Here is a 17,551-nt window from a genome sequence, read left to right as displayed (position 1 = left end):
GTGTGGAACCTTGGATAAAAAAGAGTTATTTGATACTGTCATAAACCTGGAGGAACAAATCGGTTCGCTGTACCGTCAGCTGGGTGACTTAAAGCAGCATATCGGCGAAATGATTGAAGAGAATCATCATCTTCAGCTTGAAAATAAGCATTTGCGTAAGCGGCTTGATGACACGACGGAGCAAATTGAGAAATTCAAAGCCGATCAGAAAGAAACAAAAACACAGAAGGCAGAGCAGAGTGATATAGGAGAAGGGTACGACAATCTGGCCCGGCTGTATCAAGAAGGCTTTCATATTTGCAACGTCCATTATGGGAGCGTCCGCAAGGGAGATTGCCTTTTTTGTCTGTCCTTCTTAAATAAAAAATAAGGAAAAGGCTTCCGCTGATGTCGGAAGCCTTTTTCAAAGAGTGCCGAAAGGAATAAGATTATGGTTTCATTACGTGATGATGAAAGATTGGATTACTTATTAGCAGAGGATATGAAAATAGTACAGAGTCCGACGGTTTTCGCTTTTTCATTAGATGCCGTGCTGCTGTCTAAGTTTGCATACGTTCCGATTCAAAAGGGGAACATCGTTGATTTATGCACGGGGAACGGCATTGTGCCGCTTTTGCTCAGCACAAGGTCAAAAGCCGATATCACCGGGGTTGAAATTCAGGAACGCTTGTATGATATGGCGCTCCGAAGCGTGGAATACAACGGGCTGGGCGGTCAGATCAGTCTCATTCATGATGATCTGAAAAATATGCCGGAAAGACTCGGACATAATAAATATGATGTTGTCACCTGCAATCCGCCTTATTTTAAAACACCGAAAGAGGCGGAGCAGAACCTGAACGAGCATCTCAGAATCGCAAGGCACGAAATCCTTTGCACGCTTGAAGATGTGATTTCCGTCAGCAGCAAACTGCTGAAGCAAGGCGGAAAAGCGGCTCTCGTTCATCGGCCGGGGAGGCTTCTGGAAATCTTTGAATTAATGAAAGCATACCGAATAGAACCGAAACGGGTTCAGTTTATTTATCCGAAACAAGGTAAAGAAGCGAATACCATTTTGGTTGAAGGAATTAAAGGCGGCCGCCCTGATCTCAAAATTCTTCCCCCGCTCTTTGTATACAATGAACAAAATGAATATACGAAAGAGATCCGCACGATTTTATATGGAGACAAATAGCCATTTCTTTTATGTGCTGCTGTGCAATGACAACAGTCTGTATGCCGGTTATACAAATGATCTGCAAAAACGGCTGAAAACCCACAATGAGGGAAAGGGCGCGAAATATACAAGGGCGAGAAGGCCGGTTTCGTTATGCCATGCGGAATCATTTGAAACAAAACGGGAAGCGATGCAGGCGGAATACCGTTTTAAACAGCTGACCCGAAAGAAAAAAGAGCAATATATAGAAGAAAAACGACGCAGCAAGGAGGCTGTATATGTTAAGACGCCAGATGAGTTTTAACGGAAAATCTGAAATGGGAACTCTGTACCTTGTTCCTACACCGATCGGCAATTTGGAGGACATGACCTTTCGTGCAGTAGAGACGCTGAAATCGGCCGATGTCATAGCTGCCGAAGATACGAGACAGACGAAAAAGCTGTGCCATGTTTATGACATAGAAACATCTCTCATCAGCTATCATGAACATAATAAAGAAAGCAGCGGCCATAAAATCATTGAATGGCTGAAAAGCGGAAAGAATGTGGCATTGGTCAGTGATGCCGGTATGCCGACAATTTCCGACCCGGGGGCTGAGATTGTGAGAGATTTCACCCAAATCGGCGGATATGTCGTTCCGCTTCCGGGTGCAAATGCGGCATTAACCGCGCTGACCGCATCAGGGATCACCCCGCAGCCGTTTTTCTTCTACGGATTCTTAAACAGACAGAAAAAAGAAAAGAAGAAAGAACTCGAACTCCTGAAAAAACGGCAGGAAACGATGATATTTTACGAAGCGCCGCACAGATTAAAAGAAACATTAACAGCAATGCATGACGTTTTGGGGAATCGAACCATCGCCGTCACGAGGGAATTAACGAAAAAGTATGAGGAATTCATCAGAGGAACCATCGCCGAGGTGCTTGAATGGGCAAATGAAGATCAAATCCGCGGTGAGTTTTGTCTCGTTGTCGAAGGCAATCAAGGCGCTGAACCGGATGAAGAGGAAAAGCCTTGGTGGGCGGAGCTTTCTGAGAAAGAACATGTGGAGCATTACATAAATGAAGGATCTTCTTCCAAACAGGCCATAAAACAAACAGCGGTAGATCGGGACGTACCGAAACGCGAGATTTATGACGCTTATCACATTCAATCATAAAAAAAAACCGTTCTTGTGTCGTAACAAGAACGGTTTTTGTATGAAATAGCTTATTTTTGGTTTTGAAGCTGGTTTTGAATTTCAGAGATGATTTGCTCAGCGCCTTCTTTGCTGAGTACCAATTTGCCGCCGGCAAGTTTAAGGTTATCATCAGAAACTTCACCAGTTACTTGGCAAGTCATGTTTGGTTTATATTTTTTAAGGATGATTTTTTCATCATCAACATAAATTTCAAGAGCGTCTTTTTCTGCGATGCCCAGTGTACGGCGAAGTTCGATAGGGATAACGACGCGTCCGAGTTCATCAACTTTACGTACGATACCAGTAGATTTCATTAACAGTCTCCTCCCGAGAGATAATTATTTGTAGTTTATATTTTTCTTCGTCATTATTCGACAAAATTCCTTACATTCCTAGCATAACAAGGTTTCCAATAATCGTCAATCTTTTTGTTTGCTATTGTTTGTAAGAATTAGTTCTTATAGTAAGTAAAGCCTTGGAAATCCTGAAATAACAGGCTTTTTGACTGCTTTTTCGAACCTATTATCCTACTGAAAATCCTTTTAAATCAAGACTTTCGAACCAAGATGTTTTATATTAGTAGATTATATACGACAAATTTCGACATGTTAAGACTTTTTTTAATTTCAATAAAAATTTTTAATTTTATTTACTCTTTTACGCGCAGTACGTATATATCCTTGATCTTAAAGGCTAAGATGGTATCATAGATAGAGGACAAATATCAATATTGTATATCAAATAAAACCGCTCTCGTCCTTTGGGCGTGAGCTTTTCGACATTCTGAATGGGAGGTTGCAACATGCCGCAAGACAATAATACTTTTTATATTACGACCCCGATATATTATCCGAGCGGAAAATTACATATCGGCCATGCTTATACTACCGTGGCCGGCGATGCGATGGCGCGTTACAAAAGATTAAAAGGATTTGACGTACGCTACTTAACCGGAACGGATGAGCACGGACAGAAAATCCAGCAGAAAGCGGAGGAAGAGAATATCACGCCTCAAGCTTATGTGGATCGCGCAGTTGCTGAAATCCAAAAGCTATGGAAGCAGCTCGACATTTCTCACGATGATTTCATCCGGACGACGGAAAGCCGGCACAAAGAAATTATCGAGAAAGTGTTTCAAAAACTTCTTGATAATGGTGACATTTACCTGGATGAGTATGAGGGCTGGTACAGCATCCCTGATGAAACATTCTATACGGAAACACAGCTGGTGGATGTGGAACGAAATGAGAAGGGTGAGGTTGTCGGCGGAAAAAGCCCTGACAGCGGCCACCCGGTCGAATTAATCAAAGAGGAGTCATACTTCTTCCGCATGAGCAAATATGCAGACCGCCTGCTGAAGTTTTATGAGGACAATCCTTCTTTCATCCAGCCTGAATCACGCAAAAATGAAATGATTAACAACTTCATTAAACCGGGGCTTGAAGATTTGGCCGTTTCCAGAACGACGTTCGACTGGGGCGTAAAAGTGCCGGGAAATCCGAAGCATGTCGTATATGTATGGATTGACGCACTGTTCAACTATATTACAGCGCTCGGTTACGATACGGAAAATGATGAGCTTTACAAAAAGTACTGGCCGGCTGACGTCCACCTTGTCGGTAAAGAAATTGTCCGTTTTCATACCATTTACTGGCCGATTATGCTGATGGCTCTTGATCTCCCGCTGCCTAAGCAAGTATTCGCGCATGGCTGGTTATTGATGAAAGACGGAAAAATGTCGAAATCAAAAGGAAATGTCGTTGATCCGGTAACGTTAATTGAACGCTACGGCTTGGATGAACTTCGTTATTACCTGCTTCGCGAAGTACCGTTCGGTTCAGACGGTGTCTTTACGCCGGAAGGTTTCGTAGAACGGATTAATTATGACTTGGCGAACGACTTAGGAAACCTTCTGAATCGTACAGTCGCAATGATCCAAAAATATTTTGACGGCGAAATTGGTTCATATGAAGGAAATGTGACCGATTTTGATTCAGAGCTTTCTTCTGTAGCCGGTGAAACGGTTAAAGCTTATGAAAAGGCAATGGAAAACATGGAGTTTTCAGTCGCTTTATCAACGCTATGGCAATTAATCAGCCGTACGAACAAATATATTGATGAAACTGCTCCGTGGGTGCTTGCTAAAGATCAGGAAAAAGAAAAAGAATTACGTTCTGTCATGTATCATTTAGCTGAATCATTGCGTATTACGGCCGTATTGCTCCAGCCTTTCTTGACGCAGACGCCTGAAAAAATGTTTGCCCAGCTCGGAGTTGAGGATCAGTCTCTTAAAGCATGGGACAGCATTCAGACATTCGGCCAATTGAAGAACGCGAAAGTGAAAAAAGGGGAACCGCTTTTCCCTCGTCTTGAAGCTGAAGAAGAAGTAGCTTATATCAAGCAAAAAATGCAAGGAACTGCTCCTGCTAAAGAAGAAAAGGCGGAAGAGCCGCAAGAAGCAGAGCGTCTTCCTGAAATTACGTTTGATCAATTTATGGATACAGAACTTCGCGTCGCAGAAGTCTTGTCCGCAGAGCCGGTGAAAAAAGCAGATCGGCTGCTGAAATTGCAAATTGATCTGGGCTTTGAACAGCGCCAAGTTGTATCAGGTATCGCGAAGCATTACACACCGGATCAGCTTGTGGGAATGAAGATCATTTGTGTAACGAATTTAAAACCGGTAAAACTGAGAGGCGAGCTTTCTCAAGGAATGATACTGGCAGGAGAATCGGACGGCGTTCTCAAAGTTGTAGCTGTCGACCAGTCATTACCGAAAGGCACTCGAATTAAATAATAGGGGCAAAAGGTGTTTCACGTGTAACATTCCGTCGAACACCTTTTGTTTTTCAACAAGAAAGGAGTTTTTATGATGCTTTTTGATACACATGCGCACTTAAATGCCGAGCAATTTGACACAGACTTAGAGGAAGTCATTGCGCGTGCAAAGGCTGAAAAAGTTGAACGAATTGTCGTTGTCGGATTCGACAAACCCACTATCACGCGTGCGATGGAGCTGATTGAGGAATATGACTTTATATACGCTGCGATCGGCTGGCATCCGGTAGACGCAATTGACATGACAGAGGAAGATTTATCATGGATTAAGGAACTGTCCTCTCACGAAAAAGTCGTGGCAATCGGAGAGATGGGCCTTGATTACCACTGGGATAAATCACCAAAAGACATTCAGAAAGAAGTATTTCGGAAACAAATCGCTCTCGCCAAAGAAGTGAACCTTCCAATTATCATTCATAATCGTGATGCAACGGAAGATGTTGTCACAATTTTGAAAGAAGAGGGAGCGGAAGAAGTCGGCGGCATTATGCACTGCTTTACAGGGAGCGCGGAGGTTGCGCGGCAGTGTATGGATATGAATTTCTATATTTCATTCGGCGGACCGGTTACCTTCAAAAACGCGAAGAAACCAAAAGAAGTAGCAAAGGAAATTCCGAATGACCGTTTGCTGATTGAAACGGACTGTCCTTTCCTGACACCGCATCCTTTCCGCGGCAAACGAAATGAGCCAAGCTACGTAAAATATGTTGCTGAACAGCTCGCTGAATTAAAAGGGCTGACATATGAAGAAATTGCCTCAATTACAACCGAAAACGCAAAAAGACTTTTCCGCATGAACTGACAGAATGCGCTGTCATAACGTGTAAAAGCTTGTCCGATTCAGTGGATATGTATAACGGTTCTACAAGCTTCCTTCTCCTCATAAGATAGGTTGTCGATATGTCTCTCTTCCTTTTTTTGCTTTGTTTTTGCATAATGAGGGATACGCTGAAGGTTTTTCATCTTCGAGATGGGAGGGTTGACAGCATTTTAGATACTCTATATAATCTCTCCGAGGAGAAGGAGGCGTTTTTCATCACACAAAAAATGAAAAAACTGTTTTCCGTAAAGCTTGGTAAAAGCAAGGTTATTCTTATTGCAGCTATTATTCTGCTGGGCGGAACCGGGACTGCATACGGGGCACATGAGCTCTCAAAACAATCAGTTTCTGTTTCCATCAACGGCAAGAAAAAGCAAATACGCACTCATGCAAAAACGGTTGGGGAACTTCTGGAAGATTTACATATAGAGACGAGAAATGAAGACCGGATTACCCCGTCTAAGCAGACAGCATTGGCAGACAACATGAATGTCGTGTATGATGCTGCAAAGCAGATCCGTGTGACAAGAGGCGGAGAAGAAAAGACTTTATGGTCAACGGCAAAAACAGTCGGCGCATTTCTGAACGAACAGCATACACCTGTGAATCAGCACGATAAAATAGATCCAGCAGCAGATACGAAAGTGACAAACGGCATGAAAGTCACGGTCGACCCGGCTTTTCAGGTCACTGTAAATGATGCGGGAAAGAAAAAGAAAATATGGACGACTTCGACTACGGTCGCTGACTTTTTAACGCAGCATAAGATGGACATGAAAGACGAAGATAAAGTAAAACCGGCATTACACGAAAAGCTCACAAAAAATCAGGCCGGCATACAAATCACTCGTATCGAAAAAGTCACCGATGTAGTTGAGGAAAAAATAGCGTATCAAGTGAAAGAAAAAGAAGATGCGTCTCTCGACAGCGGGAAAGAAAAGATCGTTCAAAAAGGAAAAGAAGGCAAACTTAAAAAGCATTTTCATGTTGTCAAAGAAAATGGAAAAGAAGTATCAAGAAAGCTTGTCAAAGAAGAAACATCTGAAAAAAGCAAAGATCAGATCATTGCGGTCGGCACAAAGCGGCACAGTCCCAAGATTGAGCAGCTCAGTGCACCTGTGAAGGCATCTTCGGGCGAAAACGGATCTTCCGGTAAAGTGATTACCGTGTCTTCCACGGCTTATACCGCAAGCTGCAGCGGCTGTTCCGGCCAAACGGCTACAGGCGTTAACCTGACAAGCAATCCGAATGCCAAAGTCATTGCGGTAGACCCAAGCGTCATCCCACTCGGCACAAGAGTCCACGTAGACGGATACGGGGATGCCGTGGCCGCTGATACAGGCTCAGCCATTAAAGGAAGACGGATTGATGTCTTTTTCCCTGAAAAATCTTCAGCTTACCGCTGGGGAAAGAAACAAGTCAAAATAAAAATCTTAAATTAATTCCGATTCACTCAGAGGGTTTTGCGCCCTCTGTTTTTTTCGTTATAATAGGTAAAGTGTATTTTCAGTATATTAGACGTGACATGTAAGCAAAGGTTTCGTTTTGGATATAAAAAGTTTTTTTGGAGGAAGTAATGAAAATTAAAGAAATTATTGTAGTCGAGGGACGCGATGACACTGCGCGCATAAAACTTGCCGTTGATGCGGATACGATCGAGACAAACGGTTCCGCAATCGGAGACGAAGTCATCAGGCAGATTCGGCTGGCGCAGGAAACGAGAGGGGTCATCGTGCTGACGGACCCGGATTTTCCGGGGGAGAAGATCCGGAAAACCATTTCTGAAGCAGTACCCGGCTGTAAACACGCATTTCTGCCCAAACATCTTGCCAAACCGAAAAACAAGCGCGGCATTGGCGTTGAGCACGCATCCATTGAAAGCATCAGAGCATGTCTGGAAAATGTGCATGAAGAGATGGAGGCAAAGCCGAGTGAGATTTCAGCTGAAGATGTCATACAGGCCGGTCTGATCGGCGGACCGGCTGCCAAAAGACGCCGCGAACGATTGGGCGACCTGCTGAAGATCGGCTATACAAACGGCAAGCAGCTTCAAAAACGGCTGCAAATGTTTCAAATCAAAAGAAGTGATTTTATTGATGCGCTCGATGCTATGAGGCAGGAGGAACAGGATGAACAATAAAGATATCGCGACACCTATCAGAACGAAGGAAATTCTGAAAAAGTACGGTTTCTCTTTTAAAAAGAGTCTGGGACAGAATTTCTTAATTGATACAAATATATTGGACAGAATTGTGGACCATGCGGAAATTACGGATCGGACCGGAGTCATTGAAATCGGGCCCGGAATCGGCGCGCTGACAGAGCAGCTTGCCAAACGGGCGAAAAAGGTCGTCGCGTTTGAAATTGATCAGCGTCTGCTGCCCATTCTCAATGATACGCTGTCTCCGTATGACAATGTAACGATTATTCATCAAGATGTGCTGAAAGCAGACGTCAAATCCGTCATTGAAGAGCAGTTTCAGGATTGTGATGAAATTATGGTGACGGCGAATCTCCCATATTATGTGACGACGCCGATCATCATGAAGCTTTTGGAAGAACATCTTCCGTTAAAAGGAATTGTCGTAATGCTGCAAAAAGAGGTCGCTGAGCGGATGGCCGCTGATCCTTCCTCTAAGGAGTACGGATCGCTTTCCATTGCGGTTCAGTTCTATACGGAGGCCAAAACCGTCATGACCGTCCCGAAAACGGTGTTTGTACCTCAGCCTAATGTCGATTCCGCCGTCATCCGTCTCTTGCTTCGTGACGGCCCGGCGGTTGACGTCGATAATGAACCGTTTTTCTTCCAGCTGATTAAAGCAAGCTTCGCACAACGCCGGAAAACCTTGCTGAACAACCTTGTGAACAATCTTCCGGACGGAAAAGAGAAAAAAGCTCAAATTGAAGAAGTTCTTCAAGAAACGAATATTGATGGAAAGCGGCGCGGTGAATCCCTGTCCATAGAAGAATTTGCGCTCTTGTCCAACGGATTGCATAAAGCCCTTTTCTAAGAGGGCTTTTTGTTTTGCGTCACCACTTGGACTGCCGCTACATAGGCTAGAGGAGAACCTTATTCATTCAACTGCAAGAAAAGCTTGAAACATCAAGCGCCGCAGCGGAAAGAGGTGCATTTGCCAAGACTTCTTTCATGATGAGGCTTAGTCTATTTGTGGAGTGGGTAACGTGCAATTTCAAATAGGAGATATGGTAGCCAGGAAATCCTATCAAATGGATGTTTTATTTCGCATTATCGGTATAGAGCAAACAAGCAACGGAAATTCAATTGCCATCCTGCATGGTGACGAAGTCAGATTGATTGCGGATGCTGATTTTTCTGATTTGGAGCCTGTCAGAAAAGACGAACAGGCCATGAGAAAGAAAAGAGATGAAAGCAGGATGAATGAATCTCTCGAGCTGCTCCGCCAGGATTATAAGCTGCTTCGGGAAAAACAGGAATATTATGCGACAAATCAATATCAGCATCAGGAGCACTACTTTCATATGCCCGGAAAGGTATTGCATCTGGACGGCGATGAGGCCTATTTGAAAAAGTGCCTGAACTTTTATAAAAAAATCGGTGTGCCGGTATACGGAATTCATTGCCATGAGAAAAAAATGCCGGCGTCAATTGACGAGCTGCTTGATAAATACAGGCCGGATATTTTAGTCATCACCGGCCATGATGCATATTCCAAGCATAAGGGAGACGTGAACGATTTAAGCGCCTACAGGCATTCCAAACACTTTGTCGAAACCGTTCAGAGAGCGAGGCGTAAAGTCCCTCATTTGGATCAGCTGGTCATATTCGCGGGGGCCTGCCAATCTCATTTCGAGTCTTTAATCAGAGCGGGCGCGAATTTCGCAAGTTCGCCGTCACGAGTCAATATTCATGCGCTTGACCCGGTATATATTGTCGCGAAAATCAGCTTCACTCCGTTTATGGAGCGGATCAATGTATGGGATGTCCTGAGAAATACGCTGACGAGAGAGAAAGGGCTGGGAGGAATTGAAACGAAGGGTGTGCTGCGTGTCGGTATGCCGTATAAATCAAATGGATGAGTGATAAAACCCGCATATATTTCGCTATGCGGGTTAATTATTTTACATATTGATACATAAATTTCCGGAACTTGTGAAAAATAACGCAGAAATCAATAGAATTTTGTCAAAATAATTTTGTTGACAATGACTTATTAACGTTGATATAATTTAAATTTTGTTTGACAAAATTGGGCTCTTGTTGTACAATAAATGTAGTGAGGTGGATGCAATGGCGAAGACGTTGTCCGATATAAAAAGATCGCTTGATGGGAATTTAGGTAAACGGCTTACGTTAAAAGCAAACGGCGGCCGCCGAAAAACGATTGAGCGTTCGGGCATTTTAGCTGAGACGTACCCTTCTGTTTTTGTGATACAACTAGATCAAGACGAGAATTCGTTTGAAAGAGTTTCATACAGTTATGCTGATATTCTGACTGAGACTGTTGAATTGACATTCAATGACGATGCGGCAAGCTCAGTAGCATTTTAATGGGCAGTGAACCTTTTGTTTACTGCTTTTTGTTTTGCCTTCTAAAGCTCTTCTAATTATTCCCTCGAAAGTTTCAGCCGATTAAACGGAAGCTATAGGTGTCACATGTTTTATCGTGGCGTGCACGAATGGTGATCAATTCTATAAAAGGGGTTGTTTCGTTTGGGCAGACGTCGTGGAGTTATGTCAGATGAGTTCAAATATGAGCTGGCGAAGGACCTTGGTTTTTACGATACGGTGAAAAACGAGGGCTGGGGAGGCATTCGGGCGCGTGACGCCGGGAATATGGTAAAGCGTGCGATCGAGATTGCCGAACAGCAGATGGCGGCTCAGAACCAAAATAACCGATAAGCAGTGGCCCGGGGGACAATCCGTTCCCCGGTTTTTTCTATCGGCTGTCGAAACCGGCGTCAATTTCGGATAAGTACCTCCGGGTCTCCAAATGTGATACAATGTTCATACTTATGTTTAGATGGAGAAGTAGGTGAAAGCTATGCGTATTTTAGAAAAAGCGCCGGCCAAAATCAATCTGTCCCTCGATGTGACGAGTAAACGCCCGGATGGTTATCACGAAGTGGAGATGATCATGACGACAATTGATTTGGCAGATCGGATTGAACTGACAGAACTGCCCGAAAACGTTATCAGAGTGGCGTCGCATAATCGCTTTGTTCCGGATGATCAAAGGAATCTGGCTTATCAGGCAGCCAAACTGCTTAAAGAACGGTTTCAAGTTAAAAAAGGCGTTTCGATTATGATTACAAAGGTGATCCCTGTAGCGGCAGGGCTTGCCGGCGGAAGCAGCGATGCGGCAGCCACGCTCAGAGGGCTGAACAGGCTTTGGGATTTAAAGCTTTCTGTCGAAGAGCTTGCAGAGCTTGGAGCTGAAATCGGTTCAGACGTGTCCTTCTGTGTATACGGAGGCACTGCCCTGGCAACCGGACGCGGTGAGAAGATCAGGCACATCAGTGCTCCGCCTCATTGCTGGGTCATGCTCGCCAAACCGACGATCGGGGTATCGACTGCCGAAGTGTACCGCCGGCTGAACTTACAGCAGGTTCGGCATCCTGATGTGCAGGCGATGATTGACGCGATTGAAGAAAAAAGCTTCCAAAAGGTATGCGGACAATTAGGGAACGTATTGGAGTCGGTTACGCTCAGCCTCCATCCCGAGGTGGCGATGATTAAAAATCAAATGAAACGCTTCGGCGCTGATGCGGTGTTAATGAGCGGAAGCGGACCGACTGTATTCGGTTTGGTTCAATACGAATCTAAGGTGCAGCGGATTTATAACGGGTTAAGAGGTTTCTGTGATCAAGTGTACGCGGTGCGGATGATCGGCGAACAGAATGCTCTTGATTAAATCCGTATGTTAAGTTATATTATTTTTAAATTATTCGGATTTTGGGGGTAAGTTCATGAAGTTTCGTCGCAGCGGCAGATTGGTGGACTTAACAAATTATTTGTTAACCCATCCGCATGAATTAATACCGTTAACGTTTTTCTCAGAACGGTATCAATCAGCAAAGTCATCAATCAGTGAAGATTTAACGATTATTAAACAGACCTTTGAACAGCAAGGCATTGGGACGCTGCTTACAGTGCCGGGAGCTGCCGGAGGCGTCAAATACATTCCGAAAGTGAAACAGGCTGAAGCAGAAGCGTTTATACAGGAGCTGGGACAGTCTTTAGTAAATCCTGAGCGTATCCTTCCGGGCGGTTATGTATATTTAACGGATATCTTAGGAAAACCATCTGTCCTCTCTCATGTAGGCAGGCTTTTTGCTTCCGTTTTTGCGGAGCGGGAGATTGATGTGGTGATGACCGTTGCGACAAAAGGAATCCCTCTTGCTTACGCAGCGGCCAGTTATCTGAACGTTCCGGTTGTCATCGTGCGAAAGGACAATAAAGTGACTGAAGGCTCCACGGTGAGCATCAATTATGTATCAGGATCGTCTAACCGCATTCAAACAATGTCGCTTGCGAAAAGAAGTTTGGCTACGGGTTCGAACGTTTTGATTATTGACGACTTTATGAAAGCCGGCGGCACCATTAACGGCATGATCAGCCTGCTTGATGAGTTTAATGCAAACGTCGCGGGAATAGGCGTCTTGGTTGAAGCCGAGGGAGTGAATGAACGGCTTGTCGATGAATACATGTCACTGCTCACGCTTTCAACCATCAATATGAAAGACAAAACGATTGAGATTCAAAACGGCAATTTTCTGCGATTTTTTAAAGAACAGCATTTAAAGAATGGGGAGACAGAAAAATGACAAAAGCAATCCATACGAAACACGCGCCGGCAGCGATCGGGCCATATTCACAGGGAATCATCGTAAACAACATGTTCTACAGCTCAGGCCAGATTCCTCTTACTGCTGAAGGAGAAATGGTAAACGGTGATATCACAGAACAAACGCATCAGGTGTTCAGCAATTTAAAAGCTGTGCTGAAAGAAGCGGGCGCTTCTCTCGAGACGGTTGTCAAAGCAACGGTATTTATTGCTGATATGGAGCAGTTTGCGGAAGTGAATGAAGTGTACGGACAATACTTTGATGTACATAAGCCGGCAAGGTCTTGTGTGGAAGTGGCGAGACTGCCGAAAGACGCTCTCGTGGAAATTGAAGTCATTGCGCTGGTGAAATCTTAAATCTCAGAAAAGTGGTTCCGGTCTCCGGGATCACTTTTTTTATGCAGTATATGATCCCCAAATATGGTTTATCACCTAATTGTGTATGTATATCCTATATTTTCAAAAAAACTTTTTGAAACGTGCAGGAATTTAAAAAGAATCGTGGAATTGTTAGACTAATGCTTTTATATAGGGAAAAGGTGGTGAACTACTGTGGAAGTTACTGACGTAAGATTACGCCGCGTGAATACCGATGGTCGCATGAGAGCGATTGCATCCATCACGCTGGATCACGAATTTGTCGTACATGATATTCGTGTGATTGATGGAAACAATGGTCTTTTCGTTGCGATGCCGAGTAAACGCACCCCTGATGGAGAATTCCGCGATATTGCTCATCCTATTAATTCCAGCACGCGGGGCAAGATCCAGGATGCTGTTTTAAATGAGTATCATCGTTTGGGTGATTCTGAAGCATTAGAATATGAAGAAGCCGGGGCTTCTTAAACATAACAAAATGTAAGGACTGCTGATAAAGGCTGACACAAGGCCTTTTCCGGCAGTCCTTTTTTAAATCTGATTTTTCAGTAATAAAGCGATTACATAGAAAATTCTTGCACTTTTTGATGTCTTCTTGAAATCAACAGCTATTTAGGATATATTTTTCTATGGATAAAAGGGATATTGGAGGCCATTAAATGGATAAGCGGTTTGCAGTGATTTTAGCTGCCGGAAAAGGAACGAGAATGAAATCGAAGCTTTATAAGGTCCTTCATCCGGTATGCGGAAAGCCTATGGTAGAGCACGTCGCAGACGAAGCTCTGAAATTATCTTTAGCGAAGCTTGTCACCATCGTAGGACACGGCGCCGAAGATGTGAAGAAGCAGCTCGGACAGAAAAGCGATTACGCTCTCCAAGCAGAACAGCTCGGTACGGCTCATGCGGTCAAGCAGGCAAAACCATTTCTTCACGGAGAAAAGGGTGTCACGATCGTTATTTGCGGCGATACACCGCTTCTGACAGCGGAGACGATGGAAGCCATGCTGAATGAACATACAGACAAAGGTGCAAAAGCCACGGTGTTAACGGCTGTTGCCGACGATCCCGCCGGATACGGAAGAATCATCCGCAGTGAAGACGGCGCCGTTCAAAAAATCGTGGAGCACAAGGATGCTTCGGAGCAAGAACGTCTTGTGAAAGAAATCAACACGGGAACGTACTGTTTTGATAACGAGGCTCTTTTTCGTGTCATCGAACAGGTTTCGAATGAAAATGCCCAAGGCGAGTATTATCTGCCGGATGTGATCGAAATCCTCAAAGACGAAGGCGAAACTGTTGCCGCTTACCAGACTGGTAACTTCCAAGAGACGCTCGGAGTGAATGATAGAGTCGCTCTTTCTCAGGCTGAAATGTATATGAAAGAGCGAATTAACAAACGGCATATGCAGAACGGAGTCACTTTAATCGATCCGATGAATACGTACATCTCACCTGACGCGCGCATCGGACAAGATACAGTTATTTATCCCGGAACTGTGTTAAAGGGACAAGCTGAAATCGGCGATGAATGTGTCATCGGCCCTCACACTGAGATAGAGGACAGTTCAATCGGCAGCCGCACTGTGATTAAACAATCCGTTGTCAATCGCAGCAAAGTTGGGAATGATGTAAATATCGGTCCTTTTGCTCACATCAGACCCGATTCCGCAATCGGCAATGAAGTGAAGATCGGAAACTTTGTTGAAATCAAGAAAACACAATTCGGCGACCGAAGCAAAGCATCTCATTTAAGCTATATCGGTGATGCCGAAGTGGGCACGGATGTGAATCTGGGCTGCGGCTCCATCACGGTCAATTATGATGGGAAGAAAAAGTATTTAACCAAAATTGAAGACGGCGCCTTTATTGGCTGCAACTCCAATCTGGTCGCTCCTGTCACAGTGGGAGAAGGCGCGTACGTCGCTGCGGGTTCAACCGTAACTGAAGATGTGCCGGGCGAAGCGCTTGCCATTGCCAGAGCAAGACAAGTAAATAAAGAAGATTATGTGAAAAACATTCATAAAAAATAATCCTAAAATCGGAGGTTTACCATGTCTAACGAATACGGAGATAAGAATTTAAAGATTTTTTCTTTGAATTCAAATCCAGAACTTGCAAAAGAAATCGCGGATAATGTAGGGGTTCAATTAGGAAAGTGCTCTGTTACAAGATTCAGTGACGGAGAGGTCCAGATCAACATAGAAGAAAGTATTCGCGGCTGTGATTGCTATATCATTCAGTCTACAAGTGCGCCGGTTAATGAGCACATTATGGAATTGCTGATTATGGTTGACGCTTTAAAGCGCGCTTCCGCGAAAACAATCAACATTGTCATTCCGTACTACGGTTATGCGCGCCAGGACAGAAAAGCAAGATCACGTGAACCGATTACGGCAAAACTTTTTGCAAACCTGCTTGAAACAGCGGGTGCGACACGCGTGATCGCGCTTGATTTACACGCGCCGCAAATTCAAGGTTTCTTTGATATTCCGATTGACCACTTAATGGGTGTTCCGATTTTAGGCCATTACTTTGAAGGTAAAGACTTGAAAGATATCGTCATTGTTTCTCCTGACCACGGCGGTGTGACGCGCGCCCGCAAACTTGCGGACCGTCTGAAAGCGCCGATCGCGATTATCGACAAACGCCGTCCTAGACCGAATGAGGTAGAAGTGATGAATATCGTCGGTAACGTGGAAGGTAAAACAGCGATTCTGATCGATGATATTATTGATACGGCCGGCACAATCACACTTGCCGCTAACGCGCTGGTTGAAAACGGAGCTGCAGAAGTGTATGCATGCTGTACGCACCCTGTACTGTCAGGCCCTGCCGTTGAGCGGATCAATAACTCTAAAATCAAGGAGCTTGTCGTAACGAACAGCATTAAGCTTCCTGATGAGAAAAAAATCGACCGCTTTAAGCAGCTTTCTGTCGGACCGCTTCTGGCTGAAGCGATTATCCGCGTTCACGAGAAACAATCTGTCAGCTATTTATTCAGCTAAACCGAAACTTTAAGGTTTAAATCCCAGTTATTGTGGGTATTGTTCTAATAGGACGATAAAACGATAATTAGGATGGTGCTGAATATGGCAACTTTAAAAGCAAATGAAAGAACAGATTTTAAACGTTCGACGCTTCGGAAAATCCGTCATTCAGGACATGTTCCAGGGATTATATACGGTAAAGAAACAACGAATACGCCTGTCTCTTTAGACAGTGTCGAATTGCTTAAAACATTGCGGGACGAAGGAAAAAACACGATTATCACAATTGATGTCAACGGAAATCAGCAATCGGTTATGGTGACTGATCTTCAGACAGACCCGCTCAAAAACGAATTGACGCACGCCGATTTTCAAGTCGTGAATATGAGTGAGGAGCTGGAGGCCGAGGTGCCGATTCAGCTGACGGGAGAGGCGAAGGGAGTCAAAGACGGAGGCGTCATCCAGCAGCCGCTGCATGAGCTTTCGATCAAGGCTAAGCCGAAGGACATCCCTCAGACAATCAATGTTGATATTTCCGGGCTTGAAATGAATGATGTGCTGACCATCGCAGATCTGACTGCTGACGGCAATTATACATTTACAAACGACCCGGAAGAAGTCGTGGCTTCCATCCTTCCTCCTAAGCAGGAAGCATTCGAAGAAGATGCAGAACCGTCTCCTGAGGAAGAGCCCGAAGGAGAAAATCAATAAGCGCTTTAAGACGTAACCCGCCCGAGGTTACGTCTTTTGTGCTAGAATGAGAAGAATTACAGCGATGTTGAGGGAGGATTTACGATGCTTGTGATTGCCGGTCTCGGTAACCCGGGAAAAACCTATGAGAACACGAGACATAATGTCGGCTTTATGGCCATTGACGAGCTTTCTAAAGAATGGAATATTGAACTGAATAAAACGAAATTCAACGGACTTTACGGAATGGGGTTTGTTTCCGGAAAAAAAGTTCTACTTGTTAAACCGCTTACATATATGAATTTATCAGGGGAATGTTTGCGGCCGCTGCTGGATTATTATGATGCCGATCATGAAGATCTGAAAGTCATATACGATGACCTTGATCTTCCGACGGGAAAAATCAGGCTCCGGACGAAGGGGAGCGCAGGCGGACATAACGGGATTAAATCGCTTATACAGCACCTCGGAACCCCTGAATTTGACCGGGTCAGAATCGGAATCGGCCGCCCCGTCAACGGAATGAAAGTCGTTGACTATGTACTGGGAGCTTTTACGAAGGAAGAAGCGCCGCATATCAACGATGCCGTCTCAAAAACCGTAAAAGCCTGCGAAGCTTCCTTAACGAAACCATTTTTAGAAGTCATGAACGAATTTAATGCAAATGTATAAGATAA

21 protein-coding genes are annotated in these 17,551 nt (G+C 44.4%); 20 read left to right on the top strand and 1 reads right to left on the bottom strand.

Going from position 1 to position 17,551, the window contains the following annotated elements; translation table 11 throughout:
- Positions 1–10: 10 nt before the first annotated feature.
- Genes yabA through rsmI form a run of 4 tightly spaced genes read left to right on the top strand, consistent with a single transcriptional unit; the run spans position 11 to position 2,316 of the window.
- Positions 11–370 carry a replication initiation-control protein YabA gene (yabA, locus tag MJQ52_RS11325; RefSeq protein ID WP_004264720.1) on the top strand — a complete coding sequence of 120 codons (360 nt, stop codon included), beginning with the start codon at positions 11–13 and terminating at the stop codon, positions 368–370.
- A gap of 60 nt (positions 371–430) precedes the next feature.
- Positions 431–1,174, top strand: coding sequence for a tRNA1(Val) (adenine(37)-N6)-methyltransferase (locus tag MJQ52_RS11320; protein WP_004264717.1), 744 nt, complete (start codon positions 431–433; stop codon positions 1,172–1,174).
- A complete protein-coding gene (locus MJQ52_RS11315; protein ID WP_007409921.1) occupies positions 1,161–1,460 on the top strand; it encodes a GIY-YIG nuclease family protein in 300 nt (99 codons plus the stop codon). Before MJQ52_RS11320 ends, MJQ52_RS11315 begins: the two co-directional genes overlap by 14 nt.
- Positions 1,435–2,316, top strand: a complete 882-nt coding sequence (rsmI, locus tag MJQ52_RS11310; protein ID WP_094247307.1) for a 16S rRNA (cytidine(1402)-2'-O)-methyltransferase — start codon at positions 1,435–1,437, stop codon at positions 2,314–2,316. Before MJQ52_RS11315 ends, rsmI begins: the two co-directional genes overlap by 26 nt.
- A 50-nt stretch (positions 2,317–2,366) precedes the next feature.
- Here the strand turns inward: rsmI and abrB are convergent, their stop codons facing one another.
- Positions 2,367–2,657 carry a transition state genes transcriptional regulator AbrB gene (gene abrB / locus MJQ52_RS11305; RefSeq protein WP_169510469.1) on the bottom strand — a complete coding sequence of 97 codons (291 nt, stop codon included), beginning with the start codon at positions 2,655–2,657 and terminating at the stop codon, positions 2,367–2,369.
- A gap of 482 nt (positions 2,658–3,139) precedes the next feature.
- On the opposite strand from abrB, the gene metG reads away from it, so the two are divergent.
- The 16 genes from metG to pth all read left to right on the top strand — a co-directional run bounded on the left by metG (position 3,140) and on the right by pth (position 17,546).
- On the top strand, positions 3,140–5,131 hold the full coding sequence (gene metG / locus MJQ52_RS11300; RefSeq protein WP_025854082.1) for a methionine--tRNA ligase: 1,992 nt from the start codon (positions 3,140–3,142) through the stop codon (positions 5,129–5,131).
- 75 nt (positions 5,132–5,206) lie between these two features.
- Positions 5,207–5,974, top strand: coding sequence for a TatD family hydrolase (locus MJQ52_RS11295; protein WP_032868379.1), 768 nt, complete (start codon positions 5,207–5,209; stop codon positions 5,972–5,974).
- Between the two features lie 134 nt (positions 5,975–6,108).
- The gene (locus MJQ52_RS11290; RefSeq protein ID WP_094247906.1) at positions 6,109–7,434 is read left to right on the top strand and encodes a G5 and 3D domain-containing protein; all 1,326 of its coding nucleotides are present in this window, start codon (positions 6,109–6,111) and stop codon (positions 7,432–7,434) included.
- Between the two features lie 134 nt (positions 7,435–7,568).
- Positions 7,569–8,132 (top strand): ribonuclease M5, encoded by a 564-nt coding sequence (gene rnmV / locus MJQ52_RS11285; protein ID WP_004264696.1) that lies wholly within the window; start codon positions 7,569–7,571, stop codon positions 8,130–8,132.
- Complete coding sequence (gene rsmA, locus MJQ52_RS11280) at positions 8,122–9,003, top strand: 16S rRNA (adenine(1518)-N(6)/adenine(1519)-N(6))-dimethyltransferase RsmA (RefSeq protein WP_038456675.1); 882 nt, start codon at positions 8,122–8,124, stop codon at positions 9,001–9,003. Before rnmV ends, rsmA begins: the two co-directional genes overlap by 11 nt.
- A gap of 172 nt (positions 9,004–9,175) precedes the next feature.
- A complete protein-coding gene (yabG, locus tag MJQ52_RS11275; protein WP_094247306.1) occupies positions 9,176–10,051 on the top strand; it encodes a sporulation peptidase YabG in 876 nt (291 codons plus the stop codon).
- A 211-nt stretch (positions 10,052–10,262) separates the two neighbouring features.
- Entirely contained in the window at positions 10,263–10,523 is a 261-nt protein-coding gene (gene veg, locus MJQ52_RS11270) for a biofilm formation stimulator Veg (protein WP_003218330.1), read from the top strand.
- A 162-nt stretch (positions 10,524–10,685) separates the two neighbouring features.
- Complete coding sequence (locus tag MJQ52_RS11265; RefSeq protein WP_011996172.1) at positions 10,686–10,874, top strand: small, acid-soluble spore protein, alpha/beta type; 189 nt, start codon at positions 10,686–10,688, stop codon at positions 10,872–10,874.
- A 142-nt stretch (positions 10,875–11,016) separates the two neighbouring features.
- Positions 11,017–11,886: a 4-(cytidine 5'-diphospho)-2-C-methyl-D-erythritol kinase gene (gene ispE, locus MJQ52_RS11260; protein WP_004264668.1), complete on the top strand. Its 870-nt coding sequence runs from the start codon at positions 11,017–11,019 to the stop codon at positions 11,884–11,886.
- A 55-nt stretch (positions 11,887–11,941) separates the two neighbouring features.
- Positions 11,942–12,799, top strand: a complete 858-nt coding sequence (purR, locus tag MJQ52_RS11255; protein ID WP_004264666.1) for a pur operon repressor — start codon at positions 11,942–11,944, stop codon at positions 12,797–12,799.
- A complete protein-coding gene (gene ridA / locus MJQ52_RS11250; RefSeq protein ID WP_004264663.1) occupies positions 12,796–13,176 on the top strand; it encodes a 2-iminobutanoate/2-iminopropanoate deaminase in 381 nt (126 codons plus the stop codon). Before purR ends, ridA begins: the two co-directional genes overlap by 4 nt.
- A 195-nt stretch (positions 13,177–13,371) precedes the next feature.
- Positions 13,372–13,665 (top strand): septation regulator SpoVG, encoded by a 294-nt coding sequence (spoVG, locus tag MJQ52_RS11245; protein ID WP_004264660.1) that lies wholly within the window; start codon positions 13,372–13,374, stop codon positions 13,663–13,665.
- Positions 13,666–13,856: 191 nt separating this feature from the next.
- On the top strand, positions 13,857–15,227 hold the full coding sequence (gene glmU / locus MJQ52_RS11240; protein ID WP_004264658.1) for a bifunctional UDP-N-acetylglucosamine diphosphorylase/glucosamine-1-phosphate N-acetyltransferase GlmU: 1,371 nt from the start codon (positions 13,857–13,859) through the stop codon (positions 15,225–15,227).
- Between the two features lie 21 nt (positions 15,228–15,248).
- On the top strand, positions 15,249–16,202 hold the full coding sequence (locus MJQ52_RS11235) for a ribose-phosphate diphosphokinase (protein WP_004264656.1): 954 nt from the start codon (positions 15,249–15,251) through the stop codon (positions 16,200–16,202).
- Positions 16,203–16,286: 84 nt separating this feature from the next.
- A complete protein-coding gene (locus MJQ52_RS11230) occupies positions 16,287–16,895 on the top strand; it encodes a 50S ribosomal protein L25/general stress protein Ctc (protein ID WP_308826602.1) in 609 nt (202 codons plus the stop codon).
- Positions 16,896–16,979: 84 nt separating this feature from the next.
- Positions 16,980–17,546, top strand: a complete 567-nt coding sequence (pth, locus tag MJQ52_RS11225; RefSeq protein WP_004264652.1) for an aminoacyl-tRNA hydrolase — start codon at positions 16,980–16,982, stop codon at positions 17,544–17,546.
- Positions 17,547–17,551 lie beyond the last annotated feature (5 nt).

Origin of the sequence: Bacillus sp. jun7 (assembly GCF_051034795.1) — a bacterium.
GTDB lineage: Bacteria > Bacillota > Bacilli > Bacillales > Bacillaceae > Bacillus > Bacillus velezensis.
The sequence above is the reverse complement of the archived record's forward strand: the minus strand, read 5'-3'. Positions and strand labels throughout refer to the sequence as shown.

Excerpts from the sequence above, each read along its gene's own strand:
- rnmV (WP_004264696.1), top strand. The coding sequence starts at position 7,569 with ATGAAAATTAAAGAAATTATTGTAGTCGAGGGACGCGATGACACTGCG.
- glmU (WP_004264658.1), top strand. The coding sequence starts at position 13,857 with ATGGATAAGCGGTTTGCAGTGATTTTAGCTGCCGGAAAAGGAACGAGA.
- ridA (WP_004264663.1), top strand. The coding sequence starts at position 12,796 with ATGACAAAAGCAATCCATACGAAACACGCGCCGGCAGCGATCGGGCCA.
- MJQ52_RS11315 (WP_007409921.1), top strand. The coding sequence starts at position 1,161 with ATGGAGACAAATAGCCATTTCTTTTATGTGCTGCTGTGCAATGACAAC.
- MJQ52_RS11295 (WP_032868379.1), top strand. The coding sequence starts at position 5,207 with ATGCTTTTTGATACACATGCGCACTTAAATGCCGAGCAATTTGACACA.
- rsmI (WP_094247307.1), top strand. The coding sequence starts at position 1,435 with ATGTTAAGACGCCAGATGAGTTTTAACGGAAAATCTGAAATGGGAACT.
- purR (WP_004264666.1), top strand. The coding sequence starts at position 11,942 with ATGAAGTTTCGTCGCAGCGGCAGATTGGTGGACTTAACAAATTATTTG.
- rsmA (WP_038456675.1), top strand. The coding sequence starts at position 8,122 with ATGAACAATAAAGATATCGCGACACCTATCAGAACGAAGGAAATTCTG.
- MJQ52_RS11230 (WP_308826602.1), top strand. The coding sequence starts at position 16,287 with ATGGCAACTTTAAAAGCAAATGAAAGAACAGATTTTAAACGTTCGACG.
- MJQ52_RS11320 (WP_004264717.1), top strand. The coding sequence starts at position 431 with ATGGTTTCATTACGTGATGATGAAAGATTGGATTACTTATTAGCAGAG.
- ispE (WP_004264668.1), top strand. The coding sequence starts at position 11,017 with ATGCGTATTTTAGAAAAAGCGCCGGCCAAAATCAATCTGTCCCTCGAT.
- metG (WP_025854082.1), top strand. The coding sequence starts at position 3,140 with ATGCCGCAAGACAATAATACTTTTTATATTACGACCCCGATATATTAT.
- MJQ52_RS11290 (WP_094247906.1), top strand. The coding sequence starts at position 6,109 with ATGAGGGATACGCTGAAGGTTTTTCATCTTCGAGATGGGAGGGTTGAC.
- veg (WP_003218330.1), top strand. The coding sequence starts at position 10,263 with ATGGCGAAGACGTTGTCCGATATAAAAAGATCGCTTGATGGGAATTTA.
- pth (WP_004264652.1), top strand. The coding sequence starts at position 16,980 with ATGCTTGTGATTGCCGGTCTCGGTAACCCGGGAAAAACCTATGAGAAC.
- MJQ52_RS11235 (WP_004264656.1), top strand. The coding sequence starts at position 15,249 with ATGTCTAACGAATACGGAGATAAGAATTTAAAGATTTTTTCTTTGAAT.